The following is a 21053-nucleotide window of genomic DNA, read 5'->3' on the forward strand; positions in this document are numbered from 1 at the left end:
TGTGTGTGTGTGTGTGTGTGTGTGTGTGTGTGTGTGTGTGTGTGTGTGTTAGCAAATTATTTGGAACTACCAAATAATCGGGCACAAAAATAACAGAAAAGTTCTCGCCTTTCTGCCTCGGCATTGCGCCTCGTCTATTGTTCATTGTGCCTTGTATCATCTTGCTATTTATAACACCCTTATGTTTCACAGCAGCAAAGATATAACAGAGTATTGAAACTGCCAAATATTGTGAATAGGAATATTAAGAAAATGAATGAAAATGTATCTATAAATTAATGACTTTTGGGCTATGTGAGAAAGTGGAATATTATTAAGGTTGATGCCCGCACCGGCACGGATACTAATACGGGGTTGGTTGAGGTGTCGGCACTTCTTCCTTGTCATGTTTGCAAAGCCGTATTATCCAAAAAAATATTTCGTAAAGTAGGACTACTTCACATTTATACCTTATTCTAAGGCAAAAAGCGGGAGAATATGACTTCTCACTGCTTCATTATGCCATCTATTTATACCTTATTGTATTGCCAAATGCAGGAATGTGTTATGCCCGATAAAGAGACTCACGAAGAGAGAGCATAACTTGTTTATGACGAATATGGGGAGGATTTCAGCAAAATAATTAAACTACTGATGCAACATCTAAAAAACATCTCTACCGATAAAAAACAAGTATTTTCTTTAGCTGAACGGCACATTTTTTATCTTTGCATTGACAACAATTCTTGTTTAAAAGGACAGCAGATCAAGGAAGTTCAGGGAATTTGAGTAGTAACAAAATCGTAACCCTTTTCCTTTCTTCAATTTTATAAGTGTCTATAATAAAAAGTCACAAAGAACCGACTCTTTTGAGTTGCTAAAATGTAGAAGACAATAACTGATATATAAAATGTATAAGGTTGATATAACCTTGAAGACTTTTCATTTCAAACGACCGGCAATAACGTCGCGCGGCGTATATAAAACTAGGCAGAGCTTTTTTGTGACTCTACGAGATACTGATAACCCACTCGTTGTGGGGATGGGCGAATGTGCGACATTGCCTGATTTATCATGCGATGCTATGCCGGCGGCCGATTATGAGCGTAAGTTGCACGAGTTCTGTAACCGACTGGAAGAGACTGGGCAAATCGATAGAGATTCGATGAGAGATTTTCCTTCTATGCTATTCGGATTAGAGTCGGCCATGGCTCAACTGAAGGCGGGAGGAAATATAGACTTCTTCAACACTCCATTTGGAAAAGGACAGGTGGGAATCCCAATTAACGGACTTGTATGGATGGGGACATTCGACGAAATGTTGCAGCGGTTAGACGAGAAAATCAAACAAGGCTTCAAGTGCATAAAATTGAAAATTGGAGCTATTGATTTCGAGCGTGAGTTAGAGCTAATTCATTGTGTTCGCAGTTCGTTCTCGAAGGATAAAATAGAACTAAGAGTAGATGCTAACGGAGCATTTACCCCTAAAGAAGCCATGGCACGACTGGAATACTTGGCAATGCAGAATGTTCATTCCATAGAACAACCAATAGCAAAAGGACAATGGAAAGAGTTATCCGAATTATGCACCAAATCACCCGTGCCTATTGCTCTCGACGAGGAATTAATCGGATTGAATCATAGCGACGAAAAAAAAAGACTGCTTGATACTGTGAGACCACGGTTCGTTGTTTTGAAACCTAGTTTGCACGGAGGAATGAGTGGCACAACAGAATGGGTACAACTAGCTGAGGAGCGCGGAATCCGGTCGTGGATAACTTCGGCCCTTGAGAGCAATATAGGACTCAATGCTGTATCTCAACTGGCGGCTCGGTTATATCCCAATACCTCGATGGCGCAAGGATTAGGAACAGGTCAACTATTCGAGGATAATATTTCCTTTCCAATCGAAATACGAGAAGAAAAACTTTGGGTCAAACTATGAATCTTGAAGAATTTTTTGAAGAATGGTACAGCGAGGATGCAGAACTGTTGGTTCGGACAAGTGGTTCAACTGGGAAACCACGCCCAATATGGATTGAGAAAAAACGTATGCTATCATCGGCGCGAACAACGTGCAACTTCCTGGGGTTACATCCTGGTAACACGGCTTTATTGTGTATGCCTCTTGACTATATAGCAGGCAAAATGATGGTTGTTCGAAGCATTGAACGTGGATTGAAGCTAATTGATGTTCGGCCTTCGGGACATCCACTAGCCGATGACTCCCTACCTCGCGAAATTGACTTTGCGGCTATGGTTCCGATACAGGTTCTAAATTCGCTAGAGAACCGAGAAGAACGCAATAGACTACGAAATATTCGACACTTAATCATAGGTGGTGGTGTGATAGACAATCAATTGGCCGAGGACTTAAAAGATTTTCCGAACGCCATCTGGAGTACGTATGGAATGACTGAAACATTGTCACACATAGCCTTTCAAAGATTGAACGGCCCGCAAGCAAGTCAGTGGTATGAACCTTTAGACGGAGTCGATATTTCGTTCGCCAGAGACGGATGTCTAACCATCTATGCTCCAGAAGTAAATCCAAATATCTTGAAAACAAATGACCTAGTCGAGATTAAAATCAATCCATCCGGCAAAACTCTCTTCAAAATAAAAGGTCGTAAAGACAACGTCATCAATTCTGGTGGTCTTAAAATCCAGATTGAAGAAATAGAGTGTCTTCTACGTCCCTACATCTCGCTTCCATTCATGATAACCAAATGTTACGACCAGAAGCTCGGCGAAGCTGTGGTTTTACTAACCGAACACGACAAACCAGAAGAACTTGCAGAAACAGCTCACTATATTCTACCGAAATATCAATGCCCACGCCACTATCTCCACATAGACCATCTTCCCACAACAGTCACTGGCAAGCCGGCCCGTCACCAAGCTGAAGAAATTGCCTCACGGTTGAAAAAATAGCTCTTTCCAAATCCATTTTTATCTCTTGGATATAAAGATAAGGTGTCATTCAATTGTAAAAAAACATCATCAAAATAGCCTCTTAAAGCCATAAAACAAACTCGAAAAATCAAAGAGAACACTTGAGAGTACAGAAGAAAAGATATACATTTGCAACAAATAGGAGAATTGGTATTAATTTTTTAATCTCACTGTCTTATGGCAAAATATAATATCATAGAGAAAAAAGACAAGGTAGCAGCTTATCGTAGTCTTATCAGTCCTGAATTAATGGACGAATTGAAAGAGCGAATCCTAGAGATTATTCTTATACAACAGAAATACAAAGACAAGAAATATTCTGCAAAAAAATTGGCTGAGGAATTAGGAACCAACACGCGATATATTTCTGCAGTGGTGAATGTGAGGTTCCACATGAACTACACCTCTTTTGTTAATAAATTTCGTATCGAAGAGGCCATGACACTTCTTGTTGACAAACGGTATAAAGACCTAAATATGGAGGATGTTAGCGATATGGTTGGCTTTGCAAACAGACAATCGTTCTATGCCTCTTTCTACAAAATCAACGGGTTAACTCCAAGAGACTACAGACGTCGCCATATGGCAAAATATCCTGCAGTGAATCCTAGCACAAAGAAGTCTGCTAACAAAAAGTGAGATAAGCTAGTACTTGTTCCTAAAGCAACAAATTTATCGATAGGAACTATTAAACTTATGAGTGAACATCTTTTTAATTTCTCAGACGAACAGTTTGCTGATATTCAGATGCTCCGCTATCGTCTGGAAAATTTTGATTCCCTTCCCTTAAGACAAAAGAAGTTTATTTTTTGTTTGTCACAAGCAACGCTTTTCGGGAGAGATATAACTTTCGATCAGTTCGGAAAATATAATCTTCAAATCAGACGAATATTAGAAGCAATCCACGAACACTACAAAGGAAATCGAAATAGCGACGATTTCCGTGCCCTAGAGGTTTATTTGAAGCGTGTATGGTTCTCGAACGGAATATATCATCACTACGGATATGACAAGCTAGAGCCCGGATTTTCTAAAGAGTTCTTTCGTGAAGCGTTGTACAAACTAGAAAACACGTCACATCTACAACTACGAGAAGGGCTAAGTCTTGAAAGTTTAATAAAAGAAATAATTCCTGTCATTTTCAACCCAAACATTCTTCCCAAACGAGTTAATAAAAAAGATGGCGACGATCTCATCACAACCTCAGCTTGCAACTATTATGAAGGGGTTACACAGGCTGAAGTCGAAGATTTTTATAATTCAAAGAAAAACAATTGTGACAAACAACATCCGGTTTCCCACGGTCTGAATTCTACGCTTGCAAAAAAGGACAGAGAAATAAAAGAAATAATCTGGAAAATCGGCGGTCGCTACAGTAAAGCCATTGAAAAAATAGTTCACTGGCTGAATGAAGCGGGCAAATATGTAGAGAATAAACGCCAAGAAGAAATTATAAATCTTCTCGTTGAATACTATAAAACTGGCGACCTCGCAACTTTCGATAGATATTCCATCGCATGGCTCAACGAAAAAGAAGGACTAGTTGACTTCATTAACGGATTCATCGAGGTCTATAGTGACCCCATGGGCTTAAAAGCCTCCTGGGAGGGTATCGTCCAATATAAAGATACCAAAGCTACAGGGCGAACACAGCTAATTTCACAAAATGCCCAATGGTTTGAAGACCACTCACCCATCAATCCACAATTCCGTAAGCCGATTGTTAAAGGTATAACTGCTAGTGTTGTTTGTGCTGCTATGCTGGGTGGTGACGAATATCCTTCATCAGCTATCGGAATAAATCTTCCTAATTCTAATTGGATAAGGGCCGAATATGGTTCAAAGAGTGTCACAATCTCCAATCTAACCCATGCCTATAATATGGCAGCTAAGGGCAACGGGCTCAAAGAAGAGTTCGTGATAAACAAGCAAACTATAAACATCATCAACCAATACAGCGATAAAACCGACGCTCTGCACACCGATTTGCACGAATGTCTCGGACACGGTAGTGGACGACTCATGCCAGGTATAGATTCAGACGCCCTAAAGAACTACGGTAACACCATCGAAGAAGCCAGAGCCGACCTCTTCGGACTTTATTACATTGCCGACCCTAAACTACTAGAACTCGGATTACTCGATAATCCCGAAGCCTACAAAGCACAATATTATTGCTACATGATGAATGGTCTCCTAACCCAGCTAGCCCGCATAGAACAAGGAAAACAAATCGAAGAATCGCACATGCAGAATCGAGCACTAATTACTAGATGGGCGCTCGAACTCGGACAACCGAAAAATGTCGCTGAAATGATCAGACTCAACGGTAAAACCTATCTGCAAATAAATAACTATGAAGAACTTCGTAATATCTTTGCCCATGAACTTTCCGAAATACAACGTATCAAAAGCCAAGGCGATTTCTACGCAGCACGTAGCCTAGTGGAGAAATACGCTATAAAAATAGACCCTGAGCTCCACCAGGAAATCATCACTCGATACACAAAGCTCAACATTGCTCCCTACAAAGGATTTATCAACCCAATCCTATGCCCCATCTATAATAAGGAAGGTGATATTATCGACATATGTCCTGACTACACTGAAAGCTATTCAGAACAGATGATGCGATACTCTAAAGAATACGCAACTCTATGAATACCGAAACTCACGAGAAACTCAAGACTATCAAACAATCGTTTCATCTCAGCATGAACGGAACAATATCACACTCTATGCGTACCAAGGGACTCAACTACAAAATAAACTGGGGTATTCCTTTGCACGAATTAAAAGTCATGGCTCAGTCCTATGGCAAAGACCCTATATTAGCTGCTGAGCTATGGAAAGAAGACATTCGCGAATGCAAAATCCTCGCTACCTATATCATGCCACCGGAAATAATGACTCCCGAAATCACCCGTAACTGGATGCAACAAACGTCCACACAAGAGATAGCCGAACTTCTAGCTTTCAATCTTTTTCGTTATCTACCATTCGCCAACAAGATAGCTCACGAGTTCATAGCCTCCCCCCAGTCTATAACCCAGATATGTGGATATCAAATCCTCTCGAGCCTTTTCGCAGATGGTCAAACACCTTCACCGCAAAACATTGATTCTTTCCTGAACCAGGCGAAAGTAACAATGGAAGACACAGAGATTAAGACAAAGCACGCTGCCTATAACTGTATACTACGTTTTTGTGGATTAGGAGAATCCTACACGAAAGCTGCCCGCAAAAACCTTTCTCATCTTGACATTTTTCAAACGTAAACGATGTTTCTACACTCGTAGAAACATGGAAGATAGGTTTGAATGATTATGGGGAAGTATTTTCGCAGGTGCTTGACTTATATCAACAAACACTTGATAATAGGAAAACTAGCTGCTTTAGGCTTGCAACATATTAACTTGGGATTTATCTTTGCAACGTGTTTTTCATAGTATTAGATTTAAGGTTAACAAAGATTGGACTACAGCGGTAGTCCTTTTTTTATACCCTTAAATTTCTTCAAGCTTAAACTTTGATATAATCGATAAAGGCGTATCCGGGTATATTTTCGGATGGCGCATAGCGTTCCTCATGCACTTTCTTCCACTCATCTGCAGGGATTAGAGGAAAGAAAGCATCGGCCTGAGCAGGCATATCATCTATCTGCGTTATGTAGAGGCGGTGGGCTTGCGGTAGAGTTTCTGCGTAGAGGGTTGCACCACCAATGATAAACACATCCTCTTCATGACTACAACCTTCGAGAGCATGCTCCAGCGAGGGGAATATCTCGCAGTCAGAAAGACTTGGCTGGGTTCTACTGAGCACGATATTACGACGGTTAGGCAAGGCGCCGCCAGGCAGAGATTCGAATGTACGTCGGCCCATGATTATAGTGTGGCCGGTTGTGAGTTTTTTGAAGCGTTTCAGGTCGGTGCTGATGTGATAGATGAGTTTATTTTCGAAGCCTATGGCTCTGTTTGCGGCTATTGCCACGATGATATTTATTTTCATATCAACGGATTTGTGAGGGTTATACAGACACTGGGGCCGGAATGTGCGGATGAGGATTATAGTTCTCAAGTGTGAAATCGGAGTAATGGAAGTCGAAAATCTTTTTTATGTCCGGATTAAGTTTCATTATGGGCAATTGACGAGGCGTTCTTTCCAATTGCGTTTTGGCCTGCTCGAGATGGTTGGTGTAGAGGTGGGTGTCGCCTGTTGTATGGATGAACTCGCCGGCTTTCAGTCCGCTAACCTGTGCCATCATCAGCAGCAACAGGGCATAGGAAGCGATGTTGAACGGAACTCCCAAGAAAGTGTCGGCCGAACGTTGATATAGTTGCAGCGACAGTCGTCCATCGGCTACATAGAACTGGAACAGACAATGACATGGTGGAAGAGCCATGCGTTCTATTTCGGCCGGATTCCACGCCGTGACAATCATCCTGCGAGAGTCGGGATGATTACGAATCAGTTCAATCACGTTACTAATCTGGTCTATCGTTCCGCCGTTTTCATCCGGCCATGAGCGCCATTGATGCCCATAAACCGGCCCGAGATTACCGTTTTCATCGGCCCATTCATTCCATATCGTCACGTTGTGGCGTTGTAGATATTTCACGTTCGTATCGCCTTTGAGAAACCACAGCAGTTCGTAGATGATACTTTTGAGATGCAGTTTCTTAGTTGTGAGCAGCGGGAAGCCGTCTTCGAGATTGAACCGCATTTGATGTCCGAAAACCGAAAGAGTTCCGGTTCCGGTGCGGTCGGTTTTCCGCGTTCCTTCGGTGAGGATTTTCCTAAGCAGATCTTGATATTGTTTCATTACTAATATGTTTTATACGTTGACTATCGGATTATATGGCGGAACGTGCGTGCTTTTTATGCGCCATTCTGCAGGATAGAGATTGTTAGCTCGACTTCCGAGATTCTTTACGAAGCCAATCGGGACACCCTTAAATGTGAGCACGAGTATGCCCGTTGGCGTTTCAGCATGGAGGACAATGGCTTCGTGTCGGAGATAGTTTATAGCCATACCGTAGTCGATTTCTACAGCTGGATACGCCTCCCTATCCCGCGGGTCTATGGATAGGGCCATGCTGTGATGTTGCAACTTGTCGTCGCCAAGTATTTTCAACTTCCGCAATCCGGCAGGAAGTTTCTTCCTAAAGTCAGTCGATCTGTGCTCGCCATCCTTTCTTAGAACAGCAACGAAGAGCCCCTCGCTCTGAGTTTTTCCCGGGATGAAACGATAAACCGGCAAAGAATTCTCGCCGTTCAGCGAACCGGTGATATTCCATTCGGGCCGAACATCAACAGGCATAACCTTCGCTCCCAGTTCGCCGACTATCCACTCAATATTCTCCTCGTTCTCGTGAACATTCAGCGTGCACGTTGAATAAATGAGCAGTCCGCCGGGTTTCAAACAGCCCCATATCTCCTCGATTATCGACCGTTGCAGGTCGCGACATTTCCTCACGTTCAGCGCGCTCCATTCGTCAATAGCCTTGGCGTCTTTCCTGAACATTCCCTCGCCCGAACATGGCACATCGGCCAGAATGAGGTCGAATTGCAGAGCGGTTTGCCGATAGTCCTTGGGGTAGTTGTTGGTTACGACAACATCCTGACAGCCGAACTTTATGATGTTTTCGTTTAGGATTTGCGCTCGCTTGCTTATCGGCTCATTGGCCACAAGCATGCTTCCCGAGGGCAGGGCGCCAAGTGCGCAGGTTGATTTCCCTCCGGGTGCGGCGCACAGGTCGAGCACAGCTACGGGTTCGTTTATATATTGCTTCAGAATATGGTGAACGAACATCGAGGCAGCTTCCTGAACGTAATATACTCCGGCATGAAAAAGTGGGTCGAACGTAAAGTTGGGGCGTTCGGTGAGATACACCCCATCGTTGCACCACGGCACGTTACTTTTCTTCATCCCATCTGCAACCGCCGACGGTTTGAATCTATTGAGTCGCAGGCTCACAGGCGGTTCATCGTCCAATGCCTCAATGAACATGCTGAACAGCTCGTCGCCCATAAGCGTGCGTGTGCTGGATTTGAATTCTTCGGAAAGTTGCATTTGTTTTGTTTTCTGGCGCGAGTGGTATATTAGCCCATGCTCGCGATTATTTCATTTTATCGTTAGGGGCGATCTGGCAGATTTATCCAAATAGAACAAATAGACTGATGGGGGAACTTTACGAAGTCCGTCACCCCTTCGGGGTTCTCTTCCATGGATAATGCGCATTACAGGGGTTTTGCTATCGCCTCACCCCTGCCTGTAGTCTTCTCACCCCTACAGGGTTCTTGTCGGTTCGACGGGAGGGCAAATGTCATTCCTAGCGGAGGACAATAGTCGTTCCTAGCGGAGGGCAAATGTTCGCTCCTAAGGGAGGACAATCGTCATTCCTTAGGGTGGGCAAATGTCGCTCCTAAGGGAGAATAATCGTCATTCCTAGGGATGGACAAATGTCATTCCTAAGGGTGGACTATCGTCGTTCCTAGGGGTGGGCAATCGTCGTTCCTAGGGGAGGGCAATTATCAATTCCCGGGGGAGCAGTTGTCGTTCCTAAGGACGGGTAATTGCCGTTTCTAGCGGATGGTAACCCTAGAGTCAGAGGAGCCCCGGAGGGGCGGCAGACCACAGGCAGGCGGTAGAGCCCGGCAGGGCGGAACCCCTGCGCAATAGTCGACCTCAAGTGGGGAGCCCCGAAGGGGCGACGGAATACTATTCAAAGATAATTTCGTCATCGCGGGCTGTCTGGACTTTCGGCGTGGGTTTGGGAACATTCTTGAGATTGCCCTTTTCGTCGAACATTCCGTAGGTGGTGCGGAGTACGATGAACTCGGTACGACGGTTTATTTGATTGGCTGTTTCCTGCTTGTCCTTGTCGAGCTTCTTAATGAAATCCTCGGTTAGCACGTCGCCTTCCTTGAGCCAGGGATATTTCTCGGTGAGCTTCCGACGAACGATTTTCGGCTTATCCTTTCCATATCCTACGGGCGTAAGACGGTCGGACGCGATGCCGTGCGAAATGAGATAGGCCACTACCGACTTAGCGCGGTTTTCCGACAGGCGTTTGTTGTAGTTGGCCGAACCTTTATAGTCGGTGTGGGCCGATAGCTCGATGGTTACGTTGGGGTTTTCGTTGAGTAGCTTGACCAATCCGTTGAGTGCCTCCTGCGATTCGGGGCGGAGGGTGGCCTTGTCGAAGTCGTAGAAGATATTGTCAATCATCACCGGGATGCTGATGCCGGCCAGTGGAAATTGGAGTGTGTATTCGCGGGACTCGCTAACGGGTTCGACACGCAATTCTTCCTTGTGATTAAGGAATCCTTTGCAGGTTGCCAAGAGAATGTAGTTTGTGTTGGGCTTGATTTCATATTCGAATGAGCCGTCGCCCTTCACGGCAACCTTTCGGTTCGTGCCATCGTCGCCCACAATGAATACTTGTGCCGCCGGAAGTTCGTAGCCCTCCATCTCATAGACCCATCCCTTGACGGTTTGAACTATTTCGGGGAGTTCGAAGCTGTAGATGTGATCCCAACCGCGCCCGTCGCCACGGTTCGATGAGAAGAATCCGCGATTGTGAATGCCTTCGAAGGTCATTCCGAAGTCGTCACCTTGTGAATTGAGCGGGTAGCCTGGATATTCGAGATGATAGTGATGGTCGGCACCAACTTTGGCGATAATGATGTCTAGACCTCCCAAACCTCCGTGCCCATTCGACGAGAAATATAGGTCGCCGTTAGGTCTGAAAGTTGGGAATTGCTCGTCGCCTGGAGTGTTTATCGGTTCGCCGAGATTCTCGACTCCACCCGTGACGTTGTTTCCGTAGATTCGTACACGCCAGATGTCGAATCCGCCACGCCCACCCGGTATGTCGCTCGTGAAATAGAGCCAATTTCCATCGGGCGAAATGGCCGGATGCGCAAAGTTCGAAAGAGTATCCTTGCTTATCTCGAGCTTGGAAGGCTTACCCCATGCCGCATCCGAACGACTGCTCACAACAATCTGTGCATAACGCGGATAGGATGCATCGATGAGACATTGGGTTATGTACATCTCGCGACCGTCGGCCGAGAACGCCGGAGTTCCCTCGTCGGCAGCCGAGTTAAGACCCGACTCGATAGCCCTCGGTGCGCCCCATTTGCCTTTGACATCCTTTTCGCTGACGAAGATGTCGCCAGGTTTTACGCCAGTGATTCCGCTGAGCTCGTCGCCCGCAGCTTCGTTGCGTGTCGATGTGAAATAGAGTTGCTCGAAATGATCGCCAAAGAGCATCGGAGAATAATCCTGCCGGCGAGAGTTGAACACGTCCATCTTCTTCACGATATATCTTGACTTCGTCGCCTTAACGGCCGATGCTTTCTTGGCCGCCGTGAGTCCGGTGGAAGCCATCTTGTCGCCGGGCATGGAGTCGAGTGCAATCTGATATTCCTTGGCGGCGTCGGTATAACTTCCGTTGCGCATGAGGTTGTCGGCCAACAAACGATGAGTCTCTCCGTCGTCGAGCTTATATCTCACCACGTTGCGATAGGCCGCAATAGCACGCTGCGAAGCTGACAAACGATTGTAGCATAGCGCCATCTTTGCGGCAATCTCTCCACGGCGTGTGCGTTCTTTCGGAGACGTATTCTGATAGGCTTTCTTGAACTGAACCGAAGCGTCGTGATACTCGCCCAGCGCTAGGAACTTCTCGCCTTTTCTTATGTTTCTCTCAGCTCCGCATCCGAACATGGCGAACACGGTGCATAGAAAAGCGAAAACAAGCCCCGCCTTGGGGAGCTTGTTCTTTAACAATGAGTAGGAAAAAGATGTGCAAGTCGTCATGACTCCGTCCTTTCAAAACAAGTAGAGGCGGGGGATAGCTCTAGGCTAATTGCAGAGATACTTTATGCTCTCTCACCATCTTTCTTAGATTCAGCAAAGCATAACGCATTCGCCCAAGACTAGTGTTGATGCTTACTCCTGTTGTTTGGGCAATCTCCTTGAACGACATCTCCTGATAGAATCGCATGAAAACGACCTCGCGCTGCGACGGCGGCAAAAGATTCATCATTCGCTTGATGTCTGAAAGAGTTTGGGAAGTGATGAACTGATTCTCGATATTTCCAATCTGCATATCGTCACCTCCAATGTTCGATAGGTCGTTATTTCTGGTAGCCTCGACTATCTTGTCGGCCTTCTGCGAACGATACCAATCCATAATCACATTGTGAGCGATACGCATAATCCATGCTCCAAACTTTCCGCTCGGGACATATTTTCCCTCTTGTAATCGAGTAATAATCTTCACAAACGTTTCTTGGAAGATATCGTTAGCCACATCCTCGTTTCGTACCACGAAGAGAATATAAGAAAAGAGTTTGGACTGATTACGAGCCAACAACAGATCGAAAGCCCTATTGTTTCCATTAATATAAAATATGGCCAATTCTTCATCGGTCATCTCTCTAAACTGCTTCATTCTTTAAAATAATTTTTATTCTTAAAGTAATGCTGTTTCTATAGGCTTTTCGGTTTGTATTGGTTTGTATATTAAGTTATGTGATGCAAATGTAATTACTTTTCATTTCTTACCCAAACTTTTATATAGGCGAGGTGAGGGTTACGGGATAAGATAACCGGGTTGAGAACAGTGCAAAATGGTTTCTCAACGATGCTTTATTTGTTATTATGATTCACTTCAATCTGAGCTCACTTTCCAGTCTGATAAGTTCGTCGCGATATTGTGAAGCTTGTAGGAAATCCATTCTTACGGCTGCCTCTCGCATCAGTTCTTTAGTTGCTTCGATACTGCGCTCGAGCTGACTGCGTGTCATACTGCGAATAATCGGATCGGCAGCAAACGACACCCTGTCTTCGAAATAAGGATATTCGAAGAGGGTATTATTATCGACTTTGGGGATGGTTGAGAGAGGCATATCGCTATCGGCAGTGCGTTTGCGTGGGCATTTACGACTAGGAATAAAGCCTCCGCTTGATAGAGTGCCCTTAATCTTAGTGGACAGCGGCATAGGCTTGATGTTATGCTCAGCATTATATTTCAATTGCTTTGCGCGTCGGCGGGCTGTTTCGTTTATGGTCTGCTCCATGCTTTCTGTGATTGTGTCGGCATACATAATGACCTTCCCGTTGATATTTCGAGCTGCGCGCCCAGCTGTTTGAGTCAGACTGCGATGACTACGAAGAAACCCCTCTTTATCAGCATCGAGAATCGCAACGAGTGAGACTTCGGGCAGGTCGAGTCCCTCACGAAGAAGGTTAACTCCAACTAGAACATCATAGATTCCGGAGCGTAAATTATTTATAATCTTAACGCGGTCAAGATTAGCCACATCGCTATGAATATAAGCCGTGCTGATGTTTCTCTCGGTAAGGAACTTAGTTATTTCTTCGGCCATTCGCTTAGTGAGTGTTGTTACAAGCGTACGTTCTTTACACTTAACTCGCTTGACGATCTCGATTAACAGATCGTCTATTTGATTCTCCGACGGGCGCACTTCTATCTCCGGTTCGAGCAATCCGGTGGGTCTAACCACCTGTTCAACTACAATTCCACCGGATTCCTCAAGCTCGAAGTTAGCTGGGGTGGCCGAAACGTAAATCACCTGATTGAGCATACTATAGAATTCGTCGAACTTGAGCGGGCGATTATCAGCAGCAGCTGGTAATCGAAATCCGAACTCTATGAGATTATGTTTACGGGCATGGTCGCCGCCATACATTGCCGAAATCTGCGGTACGCTTACATGACTCTCGTCAACAATCATAAGGAAGTCTTTAGGGAAGAAGTCCAACAAACAATACGGTCGGTCACCTTCTACACGCCCATCAAAATATCTCGAATAGTTCTCGATTCCTCCACAATAACCCAGCTCCTCAAGCATTTCGGCGTCATATTCCACCCTATTCCTAAGTCGTGTTGCATATTCATGCTGTCCTTTTTGTTCAAAATAGTCCAATCGTTGGGCTAGGTCTTCGCGAATCTGTCGTATGGCAATTTGTGTTTGTTCTTTGGAGGTAACAAAGATGTTGGCAGGATATATGGCATATTCTTCGAACTGCGCTAGTCGATGCAAGGTGACTGCATTGAGTTCCTCGATTGATTCGATTTCATCGTCCCACCAAGTGATACGTAACACGTCGTCGCTATAGGCCATAGCCACATCCACTGTGTCGCCTTTCACTCTGAAGCATCCTCTCTTAAATTCCAGGTCGTTACGAACGTAGAGTGCGCCTACAAGACGACGTAAGAATTCGTTTCGATTCATTGTTTGTCCTTTGGCAAGTTTAATCACGTTCGACTGTATCGCCATCGGTCCCCCCATGCCATATATGCACGAAACAGATGAAACAACCACAACATCATTCCTTCCAGAGAGAAGCGCCGACACAGTTGAGAGCCGCAGCTTATCAATTTCATCATTTATATCGAGCTCTTTTTCGATATAGGTATCTGTTGCCGGAAGATAGGCTTCAGGCTGATAATAGTCGTAATACGACACATAATATTCCACTGCATTATTCGGAAAGAAGGATTTCATCTCCTCATAGAGCTGTGCTGCCAGTGTTTTGTTGTGTGACAGAATCAGCGTGGGCTTATTCACATTAGCGACGACATTGGCCACGGTGAATGTTTTTCCGGAGCCGGTTACGCCTAGGAGTACCTGACTTTTCTCGCCCCTTCTCAGTCCGTCGGTAAGCTCTTTGATGGCTTCCGGCTGGTCGCCCATAGGCTTATATTCCGATGTTAGTTGAAATTTTCTCATTGCGCGCAAAGATAGTGCAAGTTGAATGCAATAAAGACAAGTATCTCGCGGATTATCCCTCTATCTCAATGACGGATTAACCCCAAATCGGTCATTAGGAAATCAAAGGGAATAATAGTCTTTAGACCTAATGACCAATTTGGGGTTAATAAATCGAGTACAACACCCTTTATCAAAGGTGTAGTACACCTTTGGTTAAAGGTACAGTACACCTTTGGTTGAGGGTGTAGTACACCTTTGATTAAGGGTATAGTACACCTTTAGTGAAGAGTGTTTAATACCCTTGGCGAAAAGTATTCATTCGTAACACTTCGCTTGCAAAATCTCTAATGATCGATTGGAGATTAAGCATCTCTCTTTTTCTAGGGCAGTGTTTCAGCTGTGGATGAAGAGTCGATTCTTTTTCGGGCTACGTTTCAGAGGTCTCAGAAGAGGGAGATAAGGCTCATGGAAAACGAAAGCATCCGGCGTAAGGACCTAGCCTCGCCGGATGCTTATCAAAGTAATCTTTGGTGCGAAAGGAGCTATTATTACATGCTCAAACCGCGATTATTTAAAGTGACATTAAGTAGCTTAACATACTCGCGATATTGGTCCTGATTCAGAACATAGAACATATATGACAAGTCGCGCTTGATAGCCTTCTTAATCTTTTCGTCGCGCTCCGACTTGTCACTTGTTGCAGCATTCATCATCTCGGCCGCGAAAGTTTTGTTGATATCCTCAACAACAGCTATTTGGTCCTGACTGAGGTTCAGTGCACGGCTCAGAGCGTAGGTGCTCATATTGAATCTGTACTTTTCAATGCTAGCTGCATTCTCGTCTTTCTCGTTTGCAGCAAAAGTCATTGTCATGCTTATTAATGCTATCAGTGTAAAAACAATCTTCTTCATAATTATCTTTTCTAATTTTATTTTTCCTGTTGTGTTGTTTATTTCTTTTTGCGATGCAAAGGTAGACTTGTAACTGCCATGAAATGAACTTCTACAAGAATAAGGTCCGAATCAAGGCCTATTTTTGACAGCGGTCAAACGGTTTGATTTATGTCAGTCGATAGATTTACCTTTGCACACATCACCACCTTTTATATATAGATATGCGCAACACTTTCGGAACCCTTTTCACCCTCACAACCTTCGGCGAAAGCCATGGGGCGGCCGTAGGCGGAATAGTTGATGGAATGCCTTCGGGCGTAACCGTGAACATAGACGATATTCAGCACGAACTCAACAGACGAAAACCCGGACAAAGTAATCTCACAACATCGCGGTGTGAAGCTGACCAGGTAGAACTGCTAAGCGGAGTCTTCGACGGTCGGACAACAGGCACACCTATAGGCTTCCTAGTCAGAAATACCGACCAAAATTCGGCCGACTACGAAAGCATTCGCGAAGTATTCCGTCCATCACATGCCGACTATACATATCAAATAAAATATGGCGTGCGCGACTATCGTGGCGGCGGAAGAGCGTCGGCCCGTATAACCTTATCGCGAATCGTAGCCGGCGCGCTCGCAAAATGTGTACTACGCAGCGAGGGAATAAGCATAAAAGCCTACACATCGCAAGTTGGCGAGATAAAAGTCGACGAAGACTATCGGAAGTTCAATCTCGCATCCGCCGAACTCAACGCCGTTAGATGTCCCGACGAATTGAAAGCCCAAGAAATGGAACAACTCATCAAACGAGTGAAAGCCGAGGGCGACACTGTAGGTGGCGTAATAACCTGTGTCATTAAAGGATGTCCGATAGGTTTAGGCGAACCCGAGTTCGGCAAACTCCATGCACAACTCGGACACGCAATGCTGAGCATAAACGCCGCCAAAGGATTCGAATATGGTACCGGATTCGAAGGCTGTATCAAACGAGGCAGCCAACAAAACGACTCCTTCGTCCCTGGTGTAGCAAATAACATATCCACTCTAACCAACCGAAGCGGAGGAATACAAGGAGGCATAAGCAACGGCGAAGACATCTACTTTCGCGTAGCATTCAAACCCGTAGCAACCATACTCACAACACAAAACACAGTGAACAAAGACGGCCGGCCGGTAAGTGTCAACCCGAAAGGCCGACACGACCCCTGCGTGCTTCCCAGAGCCGTGCCTATTGTCGAGGCAATGGCCGCAATGACACTTCTGGACGCACTACTAGCACTGAAATCCGAACAGTTTTAGCGAATTTATTGGGAGTTTTAAAAAAGCAGTACTTTTGCCACTGCTGATTTCGAAACACTGAAATTATATAAACAACACATTTTTTATATATACACTTATGAGTTTAAAAATAGTAGTACTCGCAAAGCAAGTGCCCGACACTCGAAATGTCGGGAAAGATGCCATGACAGCCGAAGGAACGGTGAACCGTGCCGCGCTGCCCGCTATCTTCAATCCTGAAGATCTGAACGCTCTCGAGCAAGCCCTCCGACTGAAAGACCAACACAAAGGCTCTACCGTGGGAGTTTTGACAATGGGTCCACCACGTGCAGGTGAAATAATTCGTCAAGGACTCTATCGAGGGGCTGACACCGGATGGTTGCTAACCGACCGTAAATTTGCCGGCGCCGATACACTTGCAACATCCTATGCACTTGCAACGGCCATAAAGAAAATTGGCAATGTCGATATTATAATAGGCGGGCGCCAAGCTATCGATGGTGACACAGCACAAGTTGGTCCGCAAGTAGCTCAGAAGCTCGGGCTCAACCAAGTAACCTATGCCGAAGAGATTCTCAAAGTTGAGAATGGCAAAGCAACCATACGCCGTCATATCGACGGAGGAGTCGAAACAGTCGAAGCTCCATTACCTGTGGTAATAACCGTCAATGGAAGTGCAGCCCCCGCTCGCCCATGCAATGCCAAACTGGTTATGAAATATAAATATGCCAGCTGCCACATGGAACGTAAAGGCGACGAACCATGGGCCGAACTATATAACGAGCGTCCTTACCTTACACTCAACCAATGGTCGGTGGCCGATGTCGATGGCGACGATGCACAGTGCGGTTTATCAGGCTCTCCCACCAAAGTGAAAACCGTTCAGAACATTGTTTTCCAAGCCAAAGAAAGTAAAACGCTCACCGGCTCCGACGAAGATATGCAAAGCTTGATTAAGGAACTCATCGAAGAGAAAATAATAGGATAAATACTCATGAATAACGTATTTGTATATTGCGAAATAGAACAGACAACCGTTCAGGAAGTCTCGCAAGAATTGCTTACCAAAGGGCGTAAGCTGGCAAACCAATTAGGTGTAGAGCTGCACGCAGTTATTGCAGGAACTGGAATAAAAGGTAAAGTCGAAGAACAGATTCTTCCCTACGGAGTAGACAAGCTCTTTGTGTTCGATGATGATGGGCTTTTCCCCTATACATCGGCACCTCATACCGATATCCTCGTTAATCTCTTCAAGGAAGAAAAACCGCAAATAACACTCATGGGAGCAACGGTAATCGGCCGCGACCTAGGTCCGCGTGTATCGTCGTCTCTAACTTCGGGTCTCACAGCTGACTGTACTCAGCTCGAAATCGGTGACTACGAAGACAAAAAAGCCGGCAAGCACTACGACAACCTACTCTATCAGATTCGCCCCGCGTTCGGTGGAAATATCGTTGCAACAATCGTGAACCCCGACCATCGCCCGCAGATGGCAACCGTTCGCTCGGGTGTTATGCAGAAAGCCCTCTACGAAGGTAATGCCAAAGGCGAGGTGGTTTATCCAGACGTCAAGAAATATGTTTCACCCGAAGCTTTCGTTGTGAAAGTGCTTGAGCGTCATGTGGAGGCCGCCAAAAATAACCTCAAAGGAGCCCCGATAGTTGTGGCCGGCGGATATGGTGTAGGTTCCAAGGAAGGATTCGACCAGCTATTCCAACTTGCTAAGGAGCTCCATGGCGAAGTAGGCGCGTCGCGTGCAGCAGTCGACGCAGGATGGGTTGAACACGACCGCCAAGTTGGACAAACGGGTGTCACCGTTCATCCGAAAGTTTACATTGCCTGTGGAATCTCCGGACAGATTCAGCACATCGCTGGAATGCAAGATGCTGGCATAATCATCTCGGTAAACAACGACCCCGACGCACCCATAAATCAGATTGCCGACTACATCATCACCGGCACCGTTGAAGAGGTCGTGCCCAAATTGATAAAGTATTACAAACAGAACGATAAGTAAGCAAACATCATGGCCAATTACTATACAGACCAACCCGAGATTCAATTCCATCTCAACCACCCCCTAATGAAGCGCATAGTCGACCTCAAGGAGCGAAACTATGCTGACAAAGACAAGTTCGACGAAGCCCCTGTAAACTATCAAGATGCTATCGAGAACTATAAAAGAGTGCTCGATATTGCAGGCGACATTGCCGCAAACATCATCGAACCGAACTCTGAAGCAGTAGACCAGGAAGGCCCGCATCTCATCGACGGCCGAATGCACTACGCTAGTAAAACTCTCGAAAATATTGAAGCTACACGACAGGCTGGACTATGGGGAATAAGCATGCCTCGCCAGTATGGCGGTCTCAACCTGCCGAACGTCGTGTTCTCCATGCTATCGGAAATGATTTCGTCGGCCGACGCCGGATTCCAAAACATCTGGTCGCTACAATCATGTATTGACACCCTCTACGAATTCGGAAACGACGAGCAACGCGCCAAATATATCCCCCGCATCTGCCAAGGCGAAACTATGTCTATGGACCTCACCGAACCTGATGCCGGCTCCGACCTCCAACGGGTAATGCTAAAAGCAACCTTCGACGAAAAAGAAAACTGCTGGCGGCTCAACGGCGTGAAGAGATTCATAACCAACGGCGACTCCGACATACACCTAGTGCTCGCACGCTCGGAAGAAGGAACACGCGACGGGCGAGGCCTCTCCATGTTCATCTACGATAAGCGAAATGGCGGAGTCGACGTGCGCCACATCGAAAACAAACTCGGTATACACGGCTCACCAACCTGCGAGCTGGTCTACAAGAACGCTAAGGCTGAACTTTGTGGAAGTACCCGAATGGGGCTCATAAAATATGTCATGGCCCTAATGAATGGCGCTCGGCTCGGAATAGCCGCACAAAGCGTAGGCCTCTCGCGCGAAGCCTACACCGAAGCACTCAACTATGCACGCGACCGCGCACAATTCGGAAAGAAAATCATAACCTTCCCTGCCGTCTACGACATGCTCTCACGCATGAAAGCCAAACTCGACGCAGGCCGAACCCTACTCTATCAAACAGCAAGATATGTAGATATCTACAAAGCTCTTGAAGACATATCGCGCGACCGCAAACTCACACCCGAAGAGCGACAGGAGATGAAACAATACACCCGTCTTGCAGACGCTTTCACACCTCTAGCAAAAGGAATAAACTCCGAATACGCCAATCAAAACGCCTACGACGCTATATCCGTACACGGCGGCTCGGGCTTCATCATGGAATACAAAAGTCAGAGACTCTATCGCGATGCACGTATCTTCTCCATCTACGAAGGCACCACCCAGCTTCAGGTTGTAGCCGCAATACGCTACATCACCAACGGAACCTACCTCTCGATAATGAAGGAAATGATACAAGCCGAACTCGAATGCGATTGCATGAAAGCCCTCCGCGAACGCGTTGCCAAGCTAGTTGAACTCTACGAAGAATCCATTGAACGCATCAATGCAGAGAACAACCAAGACTTGCACGACTTCCTTGGCCGTCGACTTTACAACATGACAGCCTCAATTGTAGAATCGCTTCTCCTCATCGAAGATGCCTCCAAAGCTCCCGAGCTATTCGCAAAGTCGGCCAACGTGTTCGTTCGTCACGCCGAGGAAGAAGTCATCTCGCACGCAGCCTACATAAAAGCCTTCCGTGCCGACGACCTCAAAAACTTCCAAGCAGAGTAAAACCCTCTCCATCGTAATTTAAAAAACAGGGATTTAAGCAGATGTGGCTTAAATCCCTGTTCTATTTTCATCACCTGCAAATAATTCAAGACCTCTGCAAAAGACGAGCACCATAGTTTTTACTATTCGTTGACGCTTTTGACCAAATCTTCATCCCTATCCTATCTTCAACAATATCATAATCCTTACTACTATGAGGGCGACGGAGACTGTCTAAGTTAGTCAACATTTACCCTCCGCTAGGAACGACATTTGCCTTCCGCTAGGGACGGCACTTGTCCTCCGATAGGAACGACACTTGTCCTCCGCTAGGAACGACACTTGTCTTCCGCTAGGAACGGCACTTGTCCTCCGCTAGGAACGACACTTGTCCTCCGCTAGGAACGACACTTGTCCTCCGCTAGGGGCGACATTTGCCATCCGCTAGGGGCGACATTTGCCATCCGCTAGGAACGA

At 45.8% G+C, this 21053-nt stretch carries 16 protein-coding genes; 9 read left to right on the plus strand and 7 right to left on the minus strand.

Features of this window, described 5'->3' with window-relative positions; all coding sequences use genetic code 11:
- The first annotated feature begins 889 nt into the window (after nucleotides 1–889).
- The 5 genes from menC (at nucleotide 890) to HMPREF9140_RS05350 (ending at nucleotide 6212) form a co-directional block, all read left to right on the plus strand.
- Nucleotides 890–1924: an o-succinylbenzoate synthase gene (gene menC / locus HMPREF9140_RS05330; RefSeq protein WP_006952399.1), complete on the plus strand. Its 1035-nt coding sequence runs from the start codon at nucleotides 890–892 to the stop codon at nucleotides 1922–1924.
- Nucleotides 1921–2913, plus strand: a complete 993-nt coding sequence (locus HMPREF9140_RS05335; protein ID WP_006952400.1) for an AMP-binding protein — start codon at nucleotides 1921–1923, stop codon at nucleotides 2911–2913. Before menC ends, HMPREF9140_RS05335 begins: the two co-directional genes overlap by 4 nt.
- A 198-nt stretch (nucleotides 2914–3111) precedes the next feature.
- Nucleotides 3112–3573: a helix-turn-helix domain-containing protein gene (locus HMPREF9140_RS05340; protein ID WP_006952401.1), complete on the plus strand. Its 462-nt coding sequence runs from the start codon at nucleotides 3112–3114 to the stop codon at nucleotides 3571–3573.
- A gap of 57 nt (nucleotides 3574–3630) precedes the next feature.
- Complete coding sequence (locus tag HMPREF9140_RS05345) at nucleotides 3631–5595, plus strand: dipeptidyl-peptidase 3 family protein (RefSeq protein WP_006952402.1); 1965 nt, start codon at nucleotides 3631–3633, stop codon at nucleotides 5593–5595.
- Entirely contained in the window at nucleotides 5592–6212 is a 621-nt protein-coding gene (locus HMPREF9140_RS05350) for a DNA alkylation repair protein (protein WP_006952403.1), read from the plus strand. The genes HMPREF9140_RS05345 and HMPREF9140_RS05350 overlap by 4 nt, the downstream gene beginning before the upstream one ends.
- A 244-nt stretch (nucleotides 6213–6456) precedes the next feature.
- Here HMPREF9140_RS05350 and HMPREF9140_RS05355 read toward each other — a convergent pair whose 3' ends face one another.
- The 7 genes from HMPREF9140_RS05355 to HMPREF9140_RS05385 all read right to left on the minus strand — a co-directional run bounded on the left by HMPREF9140_RS05355 (nucleotide 6457) and on the right by HMPREF9140_RS05385 (nucleotide 15596).
- A complete protein-coding gene (locus tag HMPREF9140_RS05355; protein ID WP_006952404.1) occupies nucleotides 6457–6942 on the minus strand; it encodes a dihydrofolate reductase in 486 nt (161 codons plus the stop codon).
- Nucleotides 6943–6961: 19 nt separating this feature from the next.
- A complete protein-coding gene (locus HMPREF9140_RS05360) occupies nucleotides 6962–7756 on the minus strand; it encodes a thymidylate synthase (protein ID WP_006952405.1) in 795 nt (264 codons plus the stop codon).
- Between the two features lie 12 nt (nucleotides 7757–7768).
- Entirely contained in the window at nucleotides 7769–9007 is a 1239-nt protein-coding gene (locus HMPREF9140_RS05365) for a methyltransferase RsmF C-terminal domain-like protein (RefSeq protein ID WP_006952406.1), read from the minus strand.
- Nucleotides 9008–9655: 648 nt separating this feature from the next.
- Nucleotides 9656–11761: a PorE family type IX secretion system protein gene (gene porE / locus HMPREF9140_RS05370; protein WP_006952407.1), complete on the minus strand. Its 2106-nt coding sequence runs from the start codon at nucleotides 11759–11761 to the stop codon at nucleotides 9656–9658.
- Nucleotides 11762–11801: 40 nt separating this feature from the next.
- On the minus strand, nucleotides 11802–12398 hold the full coding sequence (locus tag HMPREF9140_RS05375; protein WP_006952408.1) for an RNA polymerase sigma factor: 597 nt from the start codon (nucleotides 12396–12398) through the stop codon (nucleotides 11802–11804).
- Between the two features lie 214 nt (nucleotides 12399–12612).
- Nucleotides 12613–14703: an excinuclease ABC subunit UvrB gene (gene uvrB / locus HMPREF9140_RS05380; RefSeq protein WP_018572157.1), complete on the minus strand. Its 2091-nt coding sequence runs from the start codon at nucleotides 14701–14703 to the stop codon at nucleotides 12613–12615.
- A gap of 530 nt (nucleotides 14704–15233) precedes the next feature.
- On the minus strand, nucleotides 15234–15596 hold the full coding sequence (locus tag HMPREF9140_RS05385) for a hypothetical protein (protein WP_006952410.1): 363 nt from the start codon (nucleotides 15594–15596) through the stop codon (nucleotides 15234–15236).
- 203 nt (nucleotides 15597–15799) lie between these two features.
- Here HMPREF9140_RS05385 and aroC point away from each other — a divergent pair, with 203 nt between their 5' ends.
- From aroC to HMPREF9140_RS05405, 4 genes are all read left to right on the plus strand, one after another.
- Nucleotides 15800–16879 carry a chorismate synthase gene (gene aroC, locus HMPREF9140_RS05390; RefSeq protein WP_006952411.1) on the plus strand — a complete coding sequence of 360 codons (1080 nt, stop codon included), beginning with the start codon at nucleotides 15800–15802 and terminating at the stop codon, nucleotides 16877–16879.
- Nucleotides 16880–16976: 97 nt separating this feature from the next.
- Nucleotides 16977–17846, plus strand: coding sequence for an electron transfer flavoprotein subunit beta/FixA family protein (locus HMPREF9140_RS05395; RefSeq protein WP_006952412.1), 870 nt, complete (start codon nucleotides 16977–16979; stop codon nucleotides 17844–17846).
- Between the two features lie 6 nt (nucleotides 17847–17852).
- Nucleotides 17853–18875 (plus strand): electron transfer flavoprotein subunit alpha/FixB family protein, encoded by a 1023-nt coding sequence (locus HMPREF9140_RS05400; protein WP_006952413.1) that lies wholly within the window; start codon nucleotides 17853–17855, stop codon nucleotides 18873–18875.
- Between the two features lie 9 nt (nucleotides 18876–18884).
- Nucleotides 18885–20597, plus strand: a complete 1713-nt coding sequence (locus tag HMPREF9140_RS05405; RefSeq protein ID WP_006952414.1) for an acyl-CoA dehydrogenase family protein — start codon at nucleotides 18885–18887, stop codon at nucleotides 20595–20597.
- Nucleotides 20598–21053 lie beyond the last annotated feature (456 nt).

Origin of the sequence: Prevotella micans F0438 (assembly GCF_000243035.1) — a bacterium.
Lineage (GTDB): Bacteria > Bacteroidota > Bacteroidia > Bacteroidales > Bacteroidaceae > Prevotella > Prevotella micans.

Bases quoted from the DNA above. Each gene is read 5' to 3' on its own strand.
- menC (WP_006952399.1), top strand. From the start codon at position 890: ATGTATAAGGTTGATATAACCTTGAAGACTTTTCATTTCAAACGACCG.
- HMPREF9140_RS05335 (WP_006952400.1), top strand. From the start codon at position 1,921: ATGAATCTTGAAGAATTTTTTGAAGAATGGTACAGCGAGGATGCAGAA.
- HMPREF9140_RS05340 (WP_006952401.1), top strand. From the start codon at position 3,112: ATGGCAAAATATAATATCATAGAGAAAAAAGACAAGGTAGCAGCTTAT.
- HMPREF9140_RS05345 (WP_006952402.1), top strand. From the start codon at position 3,631: ATGAGTGAACATCTTTTTAATTTCTCAGACGAACAGTTTGCTGATATT.
- HMPREF9140_RS05350 (WP_006952403.1), top strand. From the start codon at position 5,592: ATGAATACCGAAACTCACGAGAAACTCAAGACTATCAAACAATCGTTT.
- HMPREF9140_RS05355 (WP_006952404.1), bottom strand. From the start codon at position 6,942: ATGAAAATAAATATCATCGTGGCAATAGCCGCAAACAGAGCCATAGGC.
- HMPREF9140_RS05360 (WP_006952405.1), bottom strand. From the start codon at position 7,756: ATGAAACAATATCAAGATCTGCTTAGGAAAATCCTCACCGAAGGAACG.
- HMPREF9140_RS05365 (WP_006952406.1), bottom strand. From the start codon at position 9,007: ATGCAACTTTCCGAAGAATTCAAATCCAGCACACGCACGCTTATGGGC.
- porE (WP_006952407.1), bottom strand. From the start codon at position 11,761: ATGACGACTTGCACATCTTTTTCCTACTCATTGTTAAAGAACAAGCTC.
- HMPREF9140_RS05375 (WP_006952408.1), bottom strand. From the start codon at position 12,398: ATGAAGCAGTTTAGAGAGATGACCGATGAAGAATTGGCCATATTTTAT.
- uvrB (WP_018572157.1), bottom strand. From the start codon at position 14,703: ATGAGAAAATTTCAACTAACATCGGAATATAAGCCTATGGGCGACCAG.
- HMPREF9140_RS05385 (WP_006952410.1), bottom strand. From the start codon at position 15,596: ATGAAGAAGATTGTTTTTACACTGATAGCATTAATAAGCATGACAATG.
- aroC (WP_006952411.1), top strand. From the start codon at position 15,800: ATGCGCAACACTTTCGGAACCCTTTTCACCCTCACAACCTTCGGCGAA.
- HMPREF9140_RS05395 (WP_006952412.1), top strand. From the start codon at position 16,977: ATGAGTTTAAAAATAGTAGTACTCGCAAAGCAAGTGCCCGACACTCGA.
- HMPREF9140_RS05400 (WP_006952413.1), top strand. From the start codon at position 17,853: ATGAATAACGTATTTGTATATTGCGAAATAGAACAGACAACCGTTCAG.
- HMPREF9140_RS05405 (WP_006952414.1), top strand. From the start codon at position 18,885: ATGGCCAATTACTATACAGACCAACCCGAGATTCAATTCCATCTCAAC.